Source organism: Planomonospora corallina, from assembly GCF_042650625.1.
Lineage (GTDB): Bacteria > Actinomycetota > Actinomycetes > Streptosporangiales > Streptosporangiaceae > Planomonospora_B > Planomonospora_B corallina.
Genome location: NZ_JBHSBM010000011.1, coordinates 565,874 through 582,066 on the forward strand (window position 1 = coordinate 565,874; position 16,193 = coordinate 582,066).

Below are 16,193 nucleotides of genomic sequence, written 5' to 3' on the forward strand. Positions count from 1 at the left end.
GGGGTGTGCCGGGCACCCACGCCGACGTAATCTTGCCGCCATGGTGGACGCCGACGGCACCTTCCCGGGACGTCCGCGGGACGGGAGCCAGCCGTCCCGCGGCGCGCCCGGCGCACCCGTGCCCGACCTGCCCGCGCCCGGCGCGCCCGCGGGTGAGGACCTTCCGGGCGGGCTCCCGGCGCGGATCGCCGAGACCCCGATCAGGACCGTCTACAGCGCCGCGGCCGCCCTCGCCACCGTCCTGGCGATCATCGGGGTCTTCGTGGTCTTCTCCGGGGACGAGCCGCCCGGTCCGGCGCCGGAGGGCGAACCCGTCCGGCGCGCGGCACAGGCGGCGTCCTCCTCTCCGGGCCCGGCGTCCTCCCCGGGCCCGGCCTCCTCCCAGGGTCCGGCGGCCGCCCCGCCGCGGGCGGGGGAGCCGCCGGAGCCTCTGGAGCCGCCGGGCACGGTGATCCCGCTGGCGGCGTTGCCCGGCACGGCGAGCCCGGTGACCGGCACCGTGGTGGACGAGCGGGCCGGGATCGCCTACGCCCGGCTGGGCGGGCGGTGGCAGGACGGGCCGGGCCGGCCGTTCACCGCGGGCCTGCGGGCGGGCCGGGCACGGCCGCCGCGCACGCTGGCCGCCTCGCTCCCGCTGCCCGGCACGGCGCAGGAGCGCGTGCCCGGGGGCGCCGCCGGTTTCCGCGCCCGGGCGGTGAGCGCGGTGCGGTGGGCCCTGCGCGAGCACTATCCGGCCGGCTCCGAGCTCGTCTGGACCGCCTCGCAACGGCCCGCCGGCGGCGGCCGAGGGTGGGTGCTCGGTTACCGGGTCGACTACGAGATCGACGGCAGGCGGCGCAGCTCGCAGGGGGCGCTCGTGCTGCTGGCGACGCGCCGGGCCAGACCCGCCGTCCTCCTGGTGACCGTGCCGGACACGCGCAGGGCGCTCTGGGCGGACATCGCCCCTCTGGTGGCCAGCGTCCGCGCGTTGTGACGGAAGCAACTTCTAGAATATGGTTCTGCTAGAGAACCGTTTCTGGAGGCTGTCATGGCGATCGGGTTGAGTGAGGAGCACGAGGCGCTCCGCGAGTCGGTGAGCGGCTGGGCCGAGCGGAACATCCCGTCGGAGGTCGTACGGGCCGCCCTCGCGGCCGAGCGCGAGGAGCGCCCCGCGTTCTGGTCCGGCCTGGCCGACCAGGGGCTGCTCGGACTGCACATCCCGGAGGAGTACGGCGGCAGCGGGTACGGCCTGCTGGAGACGGCCGTGGCCGTCGAGGCCCTCGGGGAGCGGGTCGCCCCCGGCCCCTACGTCCCGACGGTCCTCGCCAGCGCCGTGATCCTCGCCTCCGGCGGCAAGGCCCAGGCCGAGCTCCTGCCGGGGCTCGCCGACGGCACGCTGACCGGCGCGGTCGCGCTGGAGGCGGCGCTGACCGGCACCCGCGGCGAGGACGGCGCGCTGACGGTCGGCGGCACCGCCGAGTACGTGCTCGGCGGCACGCTCGCCGACGTGCTGGTGCTCCCGGTGACCGTCGGCGGGGACGAGCTGTGGATCGCGGTGGACGCCTCCGCGGCGGCCGTGACGCCGATCGCCTCGCTGGACCTCACCCGGAGCGTGGCGAAGGTCGGGCTCGACGGGGTGGCCGTGCCGGCCGGGCGGGTCCTGGACGGCCTGGCGGGCTCCGCCGTACGGAACCTGGCCGCGATCGTGCTGGGCGCCGAGGCCGCGGGCGTCGCGTCGTGGTGCGTGACCGCCGCCGCCGAGTACGCCAAGGTCCGCGTGCAGTTCGGCCGGCCGATCGGCCAGTTCCAGGGCGTCAAGCACAAGGCCTCCCGGATGCTCGTCGCGCTGGAGCAGGCCCGCGCCACGGTCTGGGACGCCACCCGCGCGGTCGCCGACGGCGGCGACGAGGCGGCCTACGCGGCCGCGATCGCCGGGGTGACGGCGCCGGACGCCGCCGTGCACTGCGCCAAGGACGCCGTGCAGATCTTCGGCGGCATCGGCTACACCTACGAGCACGACGTCCACCTCTACTACCGGCGCGCGCTCACCCTGCGCGCGCTGCTCGGCTCGGGCGCCGAGTGGGCGGAGGAGGTCGCCTCCCTCGCGCTGGGCGGGGTCACCCGCGAGCTGGAGATCGAGCTGCCGGAGGAGGCCGCCGCGCTGCGCGAGACGATCCGCGCCGAGCTGGCGGAGATCGCCCGGCTGGAGGGCGTGGAGCAGAAGCGGGCCCTGGCGGCGGCCGGGTACGTCATGCCGCACCTGCCCCGGCCGTGGGGGCGCGACGCCAAGCCGCTGGAGCAGGTTCTGATCTTCCAGGAGCTGAAGGCCGCGCGGATCAAGCTCCCACAGATGATCATCGGTGCCTGGGTGGTGCCGTCGATCGCCACGTACGGCACGCCGGAGCAGCAGGAGCGCTTCCTGCCCAGCACGCTCAGCGGCGAGCTGATGTGGTGCCAGCTCTTCTCCGAGCCGGGCGCCGGCTCCGACCTCGCCTCGCTGCAGATGAAGGCGGAGAGGGTCGAGGGCGGCTGGAAGCTCAACGGCCAGAAGATCTGGACCTCGGTGGCGCATTTCGCCGAGTGGGGCATCTGCATCGCCCGGACCTCCAGCGAGGGCTCCAAGCACGAGGGCATCACCTACTTCCTGGTGAACATGAAGACGCCGGGCGTCACCATCCGGCCGCTGACCGAGATGACCGGGGAGAACCTGTTCAACGAGGTCTTCTTCGACGACGTCTTCGTCCCGGACGACATGGTCGTGGGCGAGGTCGGCGAGGGCTGGAAGGTCGCCCGCAACACCCTGTCCAACGAGCGCGTCTCGCTCTCGTCCGGCTCGGGCGGGACCGGCGCGTCCGTCCCCGACCTGCTCGGGCTGGCCCGGAGGCTGGGCCGCGAGCTGACGGCGGCCGAGCGCCAGGAGCTGGCCCGGGTGGTCTGCGAGGGGCACTCGATCAACGCCCTCAGCCTCCGGGTGACGATGAAGCAGCTGGCCGGCAGCGAGCCGGGCGCCGACGCCTCGGTCCGCAAGCTGCTGTCCACCTCGCACGCGCAGCACGTCTCGGAGTGCGCGGTCGGGCTGCTCGGCGCCGCCGCCGTGACGGCGGCCGACATGAAGCTCGGCGACCCCGGCGTCTGGAACCGGGCGGTGCTCGCCACCCGGGCCATGACGATCTACGGCGGCACCACCGAGGTGCAGCTCAACATCATCGCCGAGCGCATGCTCGGCCTGCCCCGCGACCCGGAGCCGGGCAAGTAGCCGGATGACGCCTGCGGCGGCCCCGGGTGGGTCCGGGGCTGCCGTAGGGTCTGGCGATATGCGGACGGATCGGGTCGGAAAGGTGAGACGGCTTCTCCTCGGTCCGCCGTCCGGGCGGAACCTTCCGGCCGTGCCACGGTGGTCCACGCGGGGCCTGCCGTCCACGGAGCGCCCGCCCGCCCGGAGCCTGCCGCCCGCGTGGCGGTCGCGCGCGGCGGCCGCCGCGCCCGCGCTGCTAGGGCTGGTGCTCGGGGCGCTGGCCCTCGGCCCGGCGCTCGGCCCGGGGTTCGTGCTCCGCTACGACATGGTGTTCGTCCCGGACCCGCCGGTCGTGCTCGCCGGGCAGGGCTTCCCCCGGGCCGTGCCCAGCGACCTCGTGGTCGCGCTGCTGGCGGCCGTGCTGCCCGCGCAGGCGGTGCAGAAGGCGATCCTGCTCGGGATCTTCGTGCTGGCCGCCTCGGGGGCCGCGGCGCTGGTGCCCTCCGGCGGGCTCGGGCCGCGCCTGGCCGCGGCGGCCTTCTACGCCTGGAACGCCTACCTCGCCCAGCGGCTCCTGCTCGGGCAGTGGGCGCTGCTGCTGGGGGTGGCCGGCCTGCCCTGGGCGGTGCGGGCCGTGGTGCGCGGCGGGCGGCTCCGGCTCGCCCTCGCCCTGGTCCCGGCGGCGGTGGGCGGCTTCCAGGCGATGCTGGTCTCCGCGCTGACCGTCCTGGCCGTCGCGGCGGCCCTGCCCGCGGGGGCGCCCGCCGCGGGTGACCCGGCGGTGGGCCCCGCCGGCGGGACCCCGGCGCCGGGCACCCGGGCGCGCCCCCGCTCCCCATGGGCGGCACGGCTGCGCCGGGTGGGAGAGACGGCGGCGGTCCTGGGCGTGCTGAGCCTGCCGTGGATGGTGCCCGCCCTGCTCAGCGGGGCCACGACCGACCCGGCCGGGGTGGACGCCTTCGCGGCGCGCGCGGACGGCCCGCTCGGGGTGGCCGGCAGTCTGCTCGGGCTGGGCGGGATCTGGAACGCGCACGCGGTGGTGCCGGGACAGGAGTCCTGGTGGTCGGCGGGGGTGCGGCTCCTGCTGGCGGCGGTCGCGGTCTGGGGCTTCGTACGGCTGCGCGGCGCCGTGCCGTACCGGACGGGGCTGGCCGCGGCGGCGGGGGCCGGGCTGGGCGTCGCGCTCCTGGGGGTCCTCGCGCCCGGCGCGCTGAAGGCGCTGATCGGCTGGTGGCCGGGGTTCGGCCCGCTCCGGGACGGCCAGCTCCACCTGGCCCCCCTCGTCCTGCTCCAGGCCCTCGGCCTGGCCGGCGCCGTACGGCTGCTCGCCCCGCGGGGCGCCGGGACCGCCGGGACCGCCGGAGCCACCGGGGCGACCGGGGCGACCGGGGCGACCGGAGCGGCCGGGACCGTCGGGGCCGCCGGAGTCGCCGCAGCCGTCGCGGTGGCCGTGCCGGTGCTGGTGCTGCCCACCTTCGCGCTGGGGGCGTTCGGCAGGCTGGAGGCCGTCGACTATCCGGACGAGTGGCGGCACGTCCAGCGGATCGTGAACACCGACCCGGCCGGCGGAGCGCTGGTCTCGCTGCCGTGGGGGGCGCACCGGGCCTTCGCCTGGAACGGCGGGCGGGTGGTCCTGGACCCGGCGACCAAGCTCTTCGCCCGGCGGGTGGTCTGGAACGACGAGTTGCTCGTCGGCACGCCCGGCGGGGGCCGGATCCGGGTGGCGTCGGAGGACCCGCTGGCCCGCGAGGCCGGCGAGGCGCTGCGCGGCGAGCCGTCCGGGCGGGCGGCGGCGCTCGCGCGCCTCGGAGTCCGCTACGTACTCGAACAGAGTTCCGATAACACGTTACAGGGTGGCGTGACTGTTTTCGCTGGGCGGGAACTCCGTCTCATCCGCCTCTCCTGACCCGTATGACCTGCTGGTACGCCGTAAGTGTGGGGGTACTGGAGGGTAACTTACTTTGTCACGGTTTTACTAAGCCTATGGCTTATGGCGTGAATCACGTTCTACTCTCGGCACACTGTCCGAATCTGTGAGGGAGAGCTTCAGTGATCCGTGTGCTCGCAGCACTGGCCGTCGGAGCGGTCCTTGCGGTCGGCGCCTCTGTGGCGGTAGTCAACGTGGCCGCGCCCACGCCGGAGCCGCCGAACCGGCCGCTGTACAACTACGGCGACAAGTGATCCCAGGGGCCGTACGCAGCGGCCCCTGAGGACGCTTTCTTCACCGGCCGGCGAGGCCGGGCACTTCTTCCACCGGCCGCGGGGCCGGACATCAATGATCGGCGACGGGTGTGCTCTCGCCATGCCCTGATCCGGCCATGGCCTCGTGCGCGCACGGAGTGAGGAGAGATCGTGGTCCTATCCGGTGGGAAGGCGGCCGCCACGCCGCACACGCCGGCCGCCCCGCGGCCCCGGTTGAGCGTCGAGTCCGACCCGGGGCCCGAGCGCGGGGTCCAGGCGCCGCTGGCCGGCGTCCGGGTGGCGCTGCTGAACTTCCGGGAGCCGCAGCAGTCCGTGGCGGGCGGGGCGGAGGAGTACGCCTGGCAGGTCAGCCGCTACCTCGTCTCCCAGGGCGCCACGGTGCACTTCGTGACCAGCCGGGAGCCCGGCCAGGCCCGGACCGAGCGGCTCGACGGCATCACCCTGCACCGGATGGGCAACCGCTTCCTCGTCTACCTGCTCGTGCCGCTCTGGCTGCTGCTGCACCGGCGCTCCTTCGACGTCGTCATCGACTCGATGAACGGCATCCCCTTCTTCTCCCCGCTCGTGGTGCGCCGCCGCACCTCGGTCATCTGCCTGGTGCACCACGTGCACGACCGGCAGTTCTACGCGTTCTTCCCGGCCTGGCTGGCCAGGATCGGCTGCTTCGTCGAGGGGCCGGTGGCCCGCCTGCTCTACCGCCGCCGTACGACGATCACCGTCTCGGAGTCCTCCCGCGAGGAGCTGCGGTCGAAGCTGCGCTGGCGGGCGCCGATCCAGGTGGTCCCCAACGGCAGCCCGGTGGCCCGGCCCGTCGGAGGGCAGGGACGGCCCGCCGAGGGCGACCCGGCCCTGGTCTACCTGGGCCGGCTGGTCGGCCACAAGCGGGTCGACCGCGTGGTCGGCCTCGCCGCCGAGCTGGGCGGCAGCCACCCCGGCCTGCACGTGCACGTCGTCGGGCGGGGGCCGGAGTCGGAGTCCCTGGCCGCGCTCGTCGCCGAGCGGGGCGTCGCCGGCCGCGTCCACCTGCACGGCTTCCTCTCCGAGCCGGAGAAGAACGCCGTGCTCGGCTCGGCCCTGCTGAACGTCACGGCCTCGGAGTTCGAGGGCTGGGGGCTGACCGTGATCGAGGCGGCGGCCTTCGGGGTGCCCACGGTCGCCTACGACGTCGCGGGGCTGCGCGACTCGGTCCGCGACGGTGTGACCGGCTGGCTGGTCCGGGAGGGCCAGACGCTGGCCGAGGTGGTGGACCGGGCGATCGCGGAGCTGTCCGACCCGGCGCGGCGCGCGGAGGTCCAGCAGGCCTGCCGGGCCTGGGCGGGAGAGTTCACCTGGGGCCGGACCGGCGCTACTATGACCAGACTTATCACCACAGAACTCTCGATGTCTGAAATATCGATGTCCGACCGCCGACGCCGGTCCGCGGACGCGGCCCGTCCGCTGACCGGGACCCCCGATCTCCGTCTCGCCGTGGGCGAGACCGAGATCACGTGAGCCACACGGTGACCATTTGATGACGCTCGTCAGCACGGATACCGCATCCGCCCGGCTGCGGCACCGGCTGCGTCTCCTCGCGGGCTGCCTGCTGCTCGCGGCGGTGACGTTCAACACGGCCCCCGGCAAGGTCATCTCCGAGACCAAGCTCGACATGGCGCTCAACCCGCTGGGCTTCCTGTCCCGGGCCGCGCACCTGTGGGACGGGGCGTTCTTCGGGCACCTGCAGAACCAGGCCCACGGCTACTTCTTCCCGATGGGGCCGTTCTACGCCCTGTTCGAGGCCGTCGACATGCCGCCGTGGCAGATCCAGCGGCTGTGGATGACCACGGTCCTGTGCGCGGCCTTCCTCGGTGTGGAACGGCTGGCCCGCGCGATGGGCATCGGCACCCCCGCCAGCCGGATCCTGGGCGCCTTCGCCTACGCGCTGGCGCCGCACGCGGTCACCCTGATCGGCTTCAACTCCTCGGAGTTCCAGCCCAGCGCGGTGCTGCCGTGGATCATGCTCCCCCTCGTGCGCGGCGCGGGCGGGGACACCAGCCCGCGCCGGGCGGCGGCGCTGTCGGCGCTGGCGTTCGTCTTCGCGGGCGGCGTCAACGCGGTCGCGGAGCTCGCGGTGCTGGTCGTGCCGCTGCTGTACCTGCTCACCCGGCGCGCCGGCCCGCGCAGGCGGCGCCTGCTGGTCTGGTGGCTGGGCTGCGTCGCCGCGGTGTCGATGTGGTGGCTGGTGCCGCTGCTGGTGATGGGCCAGTACATCTTCTCCTTCCTGCCCTTCATCGAGACGGCGTCCGTCACCACGCAGGTCACGTCGCTGCTCAACATCCTGCGCGGCACGTCCACCTGGCTCTCCTTCCTGCCGGTGGACGGCCGGGCGTGGCTGCCCGCCGCCTTCGAGCAGGCGACCACGCCCTGGCTGATCGCGGCCACCGCGCTCGTCGCCGGGCTCGGCGTCGCGGGCATCGCCTCCCGCACCACCCCCGAGCGGGCGTTCCTGGCCCTCACCGCGCTGGCCGGAGTGGCGGTCATCTCCTTCGGGCACACCGACGTGCTGGCGCACCCCTGGACCGACCAGGTGCGGGCGCTGCTGGACGGCCTGCTCGCGCCCTTCCGTAACCTGCACAAGTTCGACGCCCTGGTACGGCTCCCGCTCGCCCTCGGCCTGGCCGCCCTCCCGGCGGCCGTCCCCGACCGGTTGCGCCGCCTCACCGTGCCGGGTCTGCGCGGCGGGCTGCGCAGGCCCGTGACGTTGGCGGCCTCCGGGGCCTTCATCCTCACCGCGGCGCCGGTCGCCTTCGCCGGCGTCACCCCCGCCGGAGGGTTCGACGAGGTGCCCGGCTACTGGCGCGAGGCCACGACCTGGCTCAACGAGCACACCGGCGACGGGATGGTGCTCGCCGTGCCCGGCACGGGTCACGGCAGGTACGTGTGGGGACGCCCGATGGACGAGCCGATGCAGTCTCTGCTGACCGTGCGCTGGGCCGCCCACAGCAACGTGCCCTGGGGATCACCCGGGCTCGCCCGGCTGCTGTCGGCCGTCGACGAGCGCTTCTCCACCGGGAAGGGCTCACCCGGCCTCACCTCGGCACTGCGCCGGATCGGCGTCACCTACCTGCTCGTCCGCAACGACCTGGCGCGCGAGACGCTCGGCACGGCCTGGCCGGCGCGGGTCCACGAGACCCTCGCCGAGTCCACCGGCCTGCGCCGGGTCGCCTCCTTCGGCCCCGAGCTGGGAACACGGTCCTCCCCGGTGGCGGCGGGCTGGTTCGACCAGCCCTACCCGGCGCTGGAGGTCTACGCGGTCCCCGATCCCGCCCCGGCGGTCTCCACCGTCCCGAGCGAGAACACGCTCCGGGTGACCGGCGCCTCGGAGGCCGTGCTCGCCATGGCCGAGGAGGGGCTGCTGGACGACGACCGCGCCACGCTGGTCGGCGACGAGCCGGGACGGGAGGCCCTGCCCCCGCACCGGACGGTGGCGACGGACACGATGCGCCGGCGCGAGCTCGTCTTCGGCGACGTGCGCCGCTCCGCCTCCGCCACGCTCACCGCCGAACAGCCCATGGAGCGCGACGCCGTCACCGACGTGACCGACCCGGCCTGGGAGAGCGCCATGGCGACGGCCGCCTACTCCGGCATCGCGGACGTGCTCGCCTCCTCCTCCGAGTCGTCGGTCACCGCCCCCGCGCCGACGCGGGACCCGGGGCGGCAGCCGTACGCGGCGATGGACGGCGACCTGCGCACGAGCTGGCGCTCCGACGGCTGGGACGGCACGGTCGACCAGTGGTGGGAGGTCCGCTTCACCGACGGCGTCCAGATACCGCGCCTCACCGTGGCGTTCGAGAGGGCCGTCGGCCCGGCGGTCGCCGAGATCGCCGTGGAGACGGAGGCGGGCACGCGCCTGGTCCCCGTCAAGGACACGGCCGGTCCGCAGGCGGTCGCCCCGCCGCCGGGCCGGAGCTCGTGGCTGCGGATCCGGGTGACCAAGGTGACCCGGGGGCTGGGGACGGCGGTAGGGAACCGGGTCGGGATCACGGAGGTGGACATCCCCGGGGTGGACGCCACCCGCAGGCTCAGGGTCCCCGTGCCGGGTGAGGACGACCCGGGCGCGGTGCTCCTGACCCGCCAGGGGACGGCCCCCGCCTGCATGCGCGGGTCCGGCACGTGGACCTGCTCGCCGCACCTGGAGATCCAGGGAGAGGACGGCCACGCCTTCAACCGGGAGTTCACCGCCCGGACGGGCGGGCCGAACGCCGTCACGGGGCGGGCCGTGCTGACCGATCCCGCCACGGCCCAGCGGCTCACCGCCGTGCCCGGCGTCTTCCCGAAGCTGTCGGTCTCCTCCACGGCCACCGACCATCCGGCGGCGCTCGGCCGCTCGGCGATGGACGGCGACCTGAGCACGCTCTGGTACGCCAGCCCCCGGGACCCGCATCCCACCCTGACGGTCGACCTCGGCGAGGTGCGGACGCTCTCCTGGCTCCAGGTCACCTTCCCCGACTCCTACCTGGGCCGGCCGCCGGTCCGGGTGACCGTGCGGGGCGGCGGCCGCACGGTGCGGGGCTGGGTCGGCGAGGACGACCGGCTCACCTTCACGCCGCTGCGCGCCCGGAAGCTGGCCATCACGTTCACGGCCTCCGCCTCCCGGCCGATCGAGGTGGCGGAGATCGCCGTCCCGGGGGTCGAACCGCTCGGCTCGCTGGAGTCGCTCCCGCTCCGGCTGCCCTGCGGCTACGGCCCGGCGCTCACCGTGAACGGCAACGCGGTGCCCACCCAGATCGTGTCGGGGACGCTGGGCGACGTGGCCGCCGGCCGCCCGGTCGGCTACCGCGCCTGCGCGCGGGTCGAGCTGACGGCCGGTCCGGTACGGGTGAACGTGGCCGCCGCGGACGCCTTCCGGATCGAGTCGATGCTCTTCCGCACCTCCGCGGCCCCCTGGGCGCGCACCGGCACGGCGGACTCCGGGACGCACGCCGTCGCCGCCGTCACCGAGCAGTGGGGGCAGGCGGAGCGGCGCGTGCGGATCTCCACCACCGAGCCCTCCTACCTGGTGGTCAACGAGAACCACAACCGCGGCTGGAAGGCCTACCTGGGCGGCACCGAGCTGAAACCGGTCAGGCTGGACGGCTGGCGGCAGGCGTGGGAGGTGCCCGCCATCACGGGCACCGTGACCCTCCGCTTCGAGCCCGACGCCACGTACCGGACGGCGCTCGCCGCCGGCCTGGTCCTCGTGCTCCTGGTGGTCGCGGTGGCGGCCGTGCCCCCGCGGCGCCGGGTGCGCCCGCCCGCGGGCACCGCCCCGGCCGTGGTCCGCCGGGCCTGGATCTGGCCGCTCGCCCCGGTGATGGGGATGTGGACCGGGGGCCTCGCCGGAGTCGTGATCGTCTGCGCGGCGCTGGCGCTGCACGCCTGGCTGGAGACGGTGGCCGAGGCCCGGCACGCGCGCGGCGGCACGCTGTTCGGCGTGGCGGAGGCGGTGACCGCGACGTGGTCGCCGGCGGTCCCGCTCGGCCTGGCCGGGCTCGCGGCCGCGCTCGGCCGGACGCTCGTCCCGTCCTGGCAGGGACTGCTCACCGACGTCGTCGCCGAGGTGCTCTGCCTCGTCGCGCTCGCCTGGCTGACGGCCTCGGTCCCCGGCCGGCCGGGCGGCCCGCGGGAGCCCGAGCCCCTCGTCCTGCGGCGGCCGGAGCGGGTGGCGGTGGGATCGTGAGCGGACCGCGGATCTCCTGGGCCGCGCTTCTCGCGGTCGGGGCCTTCTTCCTCAGCTTCGCGGCGCTGCTCCGCTTCCAGGTCTACGAGAGCGTCCTGGCGCTCCCGCTGGAGCAGGACCGGACCTACCGCCTGACCACTCAGCGCGGCGCCTACTTCGACGCCGCCACGCTCACCTCGAGGACCGGCGTCCCGCTGGTGTCCACGACGACGCTGAGCGGCGACGTCGCCGCCGGGGACGGGGGCACCGCGGTCTGGATCGAGTTCACCTCGCTCGAGACCGCCGAGGGCGAGCGGATCGACTACCACGAGCGGCGCAGCGCGTTCGACCGCAGGACCGGGATGACGGTCGCCTGCTGCGGCCAGTACGTCGACGAGGACGCCGGGGTGTGGCAGTCGGGCCTGGCCTTCCGGCTGCCGTTCCGGGCCGAGCCGCGCTCCTACCCGATGTTCGACACGGTGCTGCGCCGGTCGGTCCCGCTCCGGTTCGAGCGGGAGGAGGAGGTCGAGGGGGTCCGGACCTACCGCTACCGCTACAGCGCGGGGCCGATCAGGGTCGAGAACCTGCCGGGGACCCTGCCCGGCGAGGTCATGGGCCTGCCGGGGTGGCGCTCCGTCGGCGTCTCCCGGTATGTCGAGGTGACCCGCACGCTCTGGGTGGAGCCGGAGAGCGGCCTGACGGTGAAGGTCGAGGAGGTCCACCGGCAGGCGCTGCGCACCGCCGACGAGGTGGAGCGCAAGGTGAGCCTGGAGGCACACCTGACGATGTCCCGCGACGACGTCGCGGCCCTGGCCGCCGAGGCAGGCGCCTTCGCCCGGTGGGCGGCCGTCGTGCGGGACGTGCTGCCGGGCGGCTCCGGCGCGCTGGGCGCGATCCTGACCGCGCTCGCCCTGTGGCTGCGCCGGCGGACCGGTCCGGCGGCGCAGCCACAGGAGCCGTCAGCGGCGGCGCAGCACGAGCAGCAGGTTCCAGCTCACGATCTCGCGTAGGCCGGGCACGTGGACGATCCAGGTGGCCCAGCGGGGGTGGTAGCGGGGCAGGGCGTCCAGGACCTGGACGTCCGGGTTCCGCCTGGCCCAGCGCAGCGCGGCCCCGACCGAGACCGGGTAGAGGCTGCTGCCGTAGACGTTCTTGGGGGCCTTGCCGTGCCGGCGCGTGTAGCGGGCGGCGGCGCGGTGGCCGCCGAGGTAGTGCCAGGGGGAGGTCTCGTGCCCGCCCCAGGGGGAGAGCCAGTTCGTGAAGGACAGGTAGACGACGCCGCCGGGCTTGGTGACCCGGACCATCTCGTCGGCCATCCGCCACGGGTCGGGGACGTGCTCCAGGACGTTGGAGGAGAAGCAGACGTCCACCGTGCCGTCCTTCAGCGGGATGTCGAGGGCGCTGCCGAGGATCGCGCCCTCCGGGGCCGCGCCCGCCCGCGCCATCATCTCCCCGGCGTCGCAGTCCACGCAGACGGGCCGGGCTCCGGAGGCCCGCAGCACGTCGGTGAAGTAGCCGGGGCCGCCGCCGATGTCGGCCACCAGCGCGCCGTTCAGCTCCGTGTGGGCGGCCAGCTGGGCCACGGTGTCGCGGGCGAGCATGCCGTAGAAGAAGTCGGGGTCGCTCTGCTCCTTGCGGAAGGCGCTCAGCAGCCGGACCGACCGGCCGAGCGTGGCCCGGAACGGTGCCTGTGGAGTTTCCAACCGCTGCTCCTCACCGTGGTGAAAGAATCGGGTGCGCCGGAGCATAACACCGTATTGCTGACGATCCAGGCGGGCTCGTAAGGTGATCTTCCGCGCCATGAGGAGTCGGAGAGGACCGCAGGTGGGGACCAGCCAGGAGGAACGGACGGGCCCGCCGGGGACGCGGTTCGCCCTGCCGAGCCGGGCCCCCGGGCTCCGGAGGCCGGTGGCGGCCGGGGCGGTCCTGCTCATCGCGGCCTCGCTCGTGCTCCACGTGCTGGTCCTGAAGGACTCCTACTTCGTCGAGGACGACCTGCTCTTCGTCGGCAACGCCTACCAGAGCGGTCTCACCCCGGACTTCCTGCTCCGGGTGCACAACGGGCACTTCATGCCGGGCGCGTTCGCGCTCACCTGGGTGCTGTCGCACGCCTCCGCCTACGACTGGACGCTGGTGGCCTCGGTCACCACCGCCGCGCAGGCGCTGCTCAGCGTGGCCGCGTTCCGGCTGCTCGGGCTCCTGTTCGGGTACCGCCCGATGATCCTGCTCCCGCTGACGGTGTTCCTGTTCTCCCCGCTGACGATCCCGGGGTTCGGCTGGTGGGCGGCGGCGATCAACGCGGTCCCGCTCCAGCTCGCGATGGTGCTCGCGCTGACCGCGCAGGTCAGGTTCGCCCGGGGGGAGGGCGACCGGTACGGCCGGCGCGCGCTCGGGTGGTGGCTGATGGGCATGGCCTTCAGCATCAAGGGCGTCTTCGTGGCCTTCGTGCTCTTCGCGGTCACCACCGCCTTCCTCCGCGACCGGCAGATCGGCTGGATCCGGTCCATGCTCCGCGAGCTCGGCCGGCACCGGCGGCTCTGGGGCGCGTACGCGGCGATCATGGGCGGTTACACCGCCCTCTACCTCGCGCGCAGGAGCGCCGCGCCCGTCGAGGGCGCCGTGCTCCCCCAGACGGGCCATGCGCTGGAGATGGTCGGGACCATGGTGGGCCGCACCTTCCCCAGCGGAGCGGTCGGCGGCCCGCTCGGCTGGTTGTCGAACGGCGTGACCGGCGGGCTGGCCGCCCCCTCCGACACCCTGGTGGCGATCTCCTGGGTGGTCGTCGCGGCCGTGGTGGTGACCACCGTCGTCCACCGGCGGCGGGCGGTGCGGGCCTGGGTGCTGCTCGGCGGTTACCTGCTCTTCGCCGACGCCGTCCCGGCCGTGATCGCCCGGAGCGGGAGCGTCGCGGCGAGCGGGGCCGAGCCCCGCTACGTCGCCGACGCCGTGGTGGTGCTCATGCTCTGCCTGGGCTTCGCGCTGCTGCCGCTGGCGGGGGAGCGGGACGCCTACCGCCGCCCGCTGCCCGGTGGCTCGCTGCGCGCCCTGACGGCGGGGCTGGCCGCGGGGGCCTACCTGGTCGTGTCGGTGATCTCGATCGAGGACTACCGGTCCGGTCTGTCCGTCGACCGGATCCGGGGCTACTTCGACACGGTCAGGGCGGAGCTGGCGGCCGCGCCGGACGACACCGTGATCTACCCGACGCCGGTGCCCGATCACGTCATGGTGCCGTGGTTCGGGGACGGGCGGCTCAGCAGCCGGGTGCTCACCCCGCTGGCCCGCCCGGCCCTGAGAGCCAGGATGACCCACCCCGAGCCCTCCCACGAGGCGAAGGTCTTCGACCAGGAGGGCCGCCTGGTGGAGATGGGCGTCTTCGGCTTCTTCGAGCCGCTGCCGCCGGGCGGGTTCTGCCTGCCGGTGACGGACGGCGCGGTGCTCGTCCCCGAGGCGGTCTCGGCGGGCGGGCCGGTCACCGCGGGCTCGCTGTTCTACTCGGCGGCACGGTCGGCCTCGGTGACCCTCGAGGTGGGCCGGGAGCGGCTCGTGCTCAACCTGAGGGCCACTCCGGGGGACACGATCTACTTCCCGATGAGGACGGCGGGGAGGGGCGTCCGGATCGTCATCGACGATCCGGGTGCGCAGGTCTGCCTGAAGGGGCTGGCCATCGGAGCCCCGGCCGCCCCGCCCCCGTGAGTCAGCGCCTCACCAGGCGGTTCAGCCGCTGCAGCGGCTTCTCCAGCAGGTAGTAGGTCACGGTCGCCAGGCCCAGGGTGATGAGGGCCACGGCCGCGAGGTTGCCGGGGAAGTCGCCGGAGAACGCCTGCTGCCCGGTGAACTCGTACCAGCCGTACAGCACGACGAACTGCCAGAGGAAGACGCCGTAGGAGACCCTGCCGAGGAAGCGCATCACCCGGTTGCCCAGCAGCCGCCGGACGGGGGAGTCCCCCGGCGGTGCCAGCGCGGCCGGGGCGAGCAGGCAGAAGGCCACGGTGGTGTAGAGCAGCAGCTCGGACAGGTCCGCCCAGACGTTGTCGGTGCCGAGGAACCGGCCGCCGGTCACCGGGGAGGCCGCGACCGCGTAGGCCAGGGCGCCCACCAGCCACCAGGCTCCGGGGGAGGCGGCGACCCCGTGGCCGAAGCGCGCCGCGGGGCTCTGCGGCCGGGCGGCGGCCCAGGCCATGACCACGGCCAGCGCCATGCCCGCGGCGAAGTAGCCCATCGAGCGGGGCGGCCAGAGGTTGAGCAGGGACTCCTGCCAGACGTAGTGGGTCAGCAGCGTCCAGCCGTAGGAGACCGCCGTGAGCACGCCCAGCCCGGCGAGGAGCCGTACGGCCCGCCGCCCGACCTCGTCCCCGCCGTCCCCGCCGTCCCCGCCGTCTCCGCTGCTCCCGCCGTCCCGGCCGTTCTCGCGGTCCGCGCCGCCCGCCCGGGTCCCGCCGCGCCGGGCGAAGGCCGCCAGGGCGACGGCCAGCAGGGGGAGCAGGATGTAGAAGGCCACCTCCACGCACAGGCTCCACATCTGCGCCAGGCCGCGCGGCGCCAGGCCGTTCCACCACGGGTCGAGGTCGTAGTTCTGGCCCAGGAGCAGGAGCGTGAGCCAGGTCCAGACGTCCGACAGGTGGTCGCGTGACCACAGGAACATGGCGACGACCACGACCAGCCAGTAACCGGGCAGGATGCGCACCGCCCGCCGCCACAGATAGGCGGCCACCCGGGGCGAGGCCCGGTCGGTCAGCGCCGCCGCGGCGAAGGGCCGGTAGAGCAGCACGCCGGAGAGGGCGAAGAAGACCGGCACGGCCACGTCGCCGCGGGCGAGCAGCGCTCCGGTGAAGCCCTCCTGCAGGACGGCGCCGGACTCGGCCGCCACGTGGAAGGTGAGCACCAGGAACGAGGCGACCGCACGCACCCCGTCGAGGGCGTCCAGGTGGCCTCCGGCGGCGGAAATCCCCTGGCCGACGGCGGATTCCGATCTAGAACTTGTTTCGGTCACTTTTCGGCATCCCTGGTGACGTGGGTGATCGGCCTCACTAACATACTGGCGAGTAGAACGTGATTTAAGTACATTTCACCCTTCATGACCACCTGCCCCCAGTGGGAGCCCCC

10 protein-coding genes are annotated in these 16,193 nt (G+C 74.5%); 8 read left to right on the plus strand and 2 right to left on the minus strand.

Annotated features, from left to right (window positions below; genetic code table 11):
* Positions 1-40 precede the first annotated feature (40 nt).
* The 7 genes from ACFOWE_RS07410 (at position 41) to ACFOWE_RS07440 (ending at position 12,100) form a co-directional block, all read left to right on the plus strand.
* Positions 41-973, plus strand: a complete 933-nt coding sequence (locus ACFOWE_RS07410; RefSeq protein WP_377286298.1) for a hypothetical protein — start codon at positions 41-43, stop codon at positions 971-973.
* Positions 974-1,027: 54 nt separating this feature from the next.
* Positions 1,028-3,235 carry an acyl-CoA dehydrogenase gene (locus tag ACFOWE_RS07415; RefSeq protein WP_377286299.1) on the plus strand — a complete coding sequence of 736 codons (2,208 nt, stop codon included), beginning with the start codon at positions 1,028-1,030 and terminating at the stop codon, positions 3,233-3,235.
* Positions 3,236-3,365: 130 nt separating this feature from the next.
* Positions 3,366-5,120, plus strand: a complete 1,755-nt coding sequence (locus tag ACFOWE_RS07420) for a hypothetical protein (protein ID WP_377286300.1) — start codon at positions 3,366-3,368, stop codon at positions 5,118-5,120.
* A gap of 143 nt (positions 5,121-5,263) precedes the next feature.
* Complete coding sequence (locus ACFOWE_RS07425; RefSeq protein WP_255529966.1) at positions 5,264-5,395, plus strand: hypothetical protein; 132 nt, start codon at positions 5,264-5,266, stop codon at positions 5,393-5,395.
* Positions 5,396-5,566: 171 nt separating this feature from the next.
* Positions 5,567-6,907, plus strand: coding sequence for a glycosyltransferase family 4 protein (locus ACFOWE_RS07430; RefSeq protein ID WP_377286302.1), 1,341 nt, complete (start codon positions 5,567-5,569; stop codon positions 6,905-6,907).
* Positions 6,908-6,926: 19 nt separating this feature from the next.
* Positions 6,927-11,111: an alpha-(1->3)-arabinofuranosyltransferase domain-containing protein gene (locus ACFOWE_RS07435; RefSeq protein WP_377286303.1), complete on the plus strand. Its 4,185-nt coding sequence runs from the start codon at positions 6,927-6,929 to the stop codon at positions 11,109-11,111.
* Positions 11,108-12,100: a DUF3068 domain-containing protein gene (locus tag ACFOWE_RS07440; protein WP_377286304.1), complete on the plus strand. Its 993-nt coding sequence runs from the start codon at positions 11,108-11,110 to the stop codon at positions 12,098-12,100. Before ACFOWE_RS07435 ends, ACFOWE_RS07440 begins: the two co-directional genes overlap by 4 nt.
* Here ACFOWE_RS07440 and ACFOWE_RS07445 read toward each other — a convergent pair.
* Positions 12,050-12,838: a class I SAM-dependent methyltransferase gene (locus ACFOWE_RS07445; RefSeq protein ID WP_377286306.1), complete on the minus strand. Its 789-nt coding sequence runs from the start codon at positions 12,836-12,838 to the stop codon at positions 12,050-12,052. The two genes, ACFOWE_RS07440 and ACFOWE_RS07445, sit on opposite strands and share 51 nt — an antisense overlap.
* A gap of 76 nt (positions 12,839-12,914) precedes the next feature.
* Between ACFOWE_RS07445 and ACFOWE_RS07450 the strand changes: the two genes are divergently transcribed.
* Positions 12,915-14,783, plus strand: a complete 1,869-nt coding sequence (locus tag ACFOWE_RS07450; RefSeq protein ID WP_377286308.1) for a hypothetical protein — start codon at positions 12,915-12,917, stop codon at positions 14,781-14,783.
* Between the two features lies 1 nt (position 14,784).
* Here ACFOWE_RS07450 and ACFOWE_RS07455 read toward each other — a convergent pair whose 3' ends face one another.
* A complete protein-coding gene (locus ACFOWE_RS07455; protein WP_377286309.1) occupies positions 14,785-16,080 on the minus strand; it encodes an acyltransferase family protein in 1,296 nt (431 codons plus the stop codon).
* Positions 16,081-16,193 lie beyond the last annotated feature (113 nt).

Bases quoted from the DNA above. Each gene is read 5' to 3' on its own strand.
- ACFOWE_RS07410 (WP_377286298.1), top strand. From the start codon at position 41: ATGGTGGACGCCGACGGCACCTTCCCGGGACGTCCGCGGGACGGGAGC.
- ACFOWE_RS07415 (WP_377286299.1), top strand. From the start codon at position 1,028: ATGGCGATCGGGTTGAGTGAGGAGCACGAGGCGCTCCGCGAGTCGGTG.
- ACFOWE_RS07435 (WP_377286303.1), top strand. From the start codon at position 6,927: ATGACGCTCGTCAGCACGGATACCGCATCCGCCCGGCTGCGGCACCGG.
- ACFOWE_RS07445 (WP_377286306.1), bottom strand. From the start codon at position 12,838: ATGCTCCGGCGCACCCGATTCTTTCACCACGGTGAGGAGCAGCGGTTG.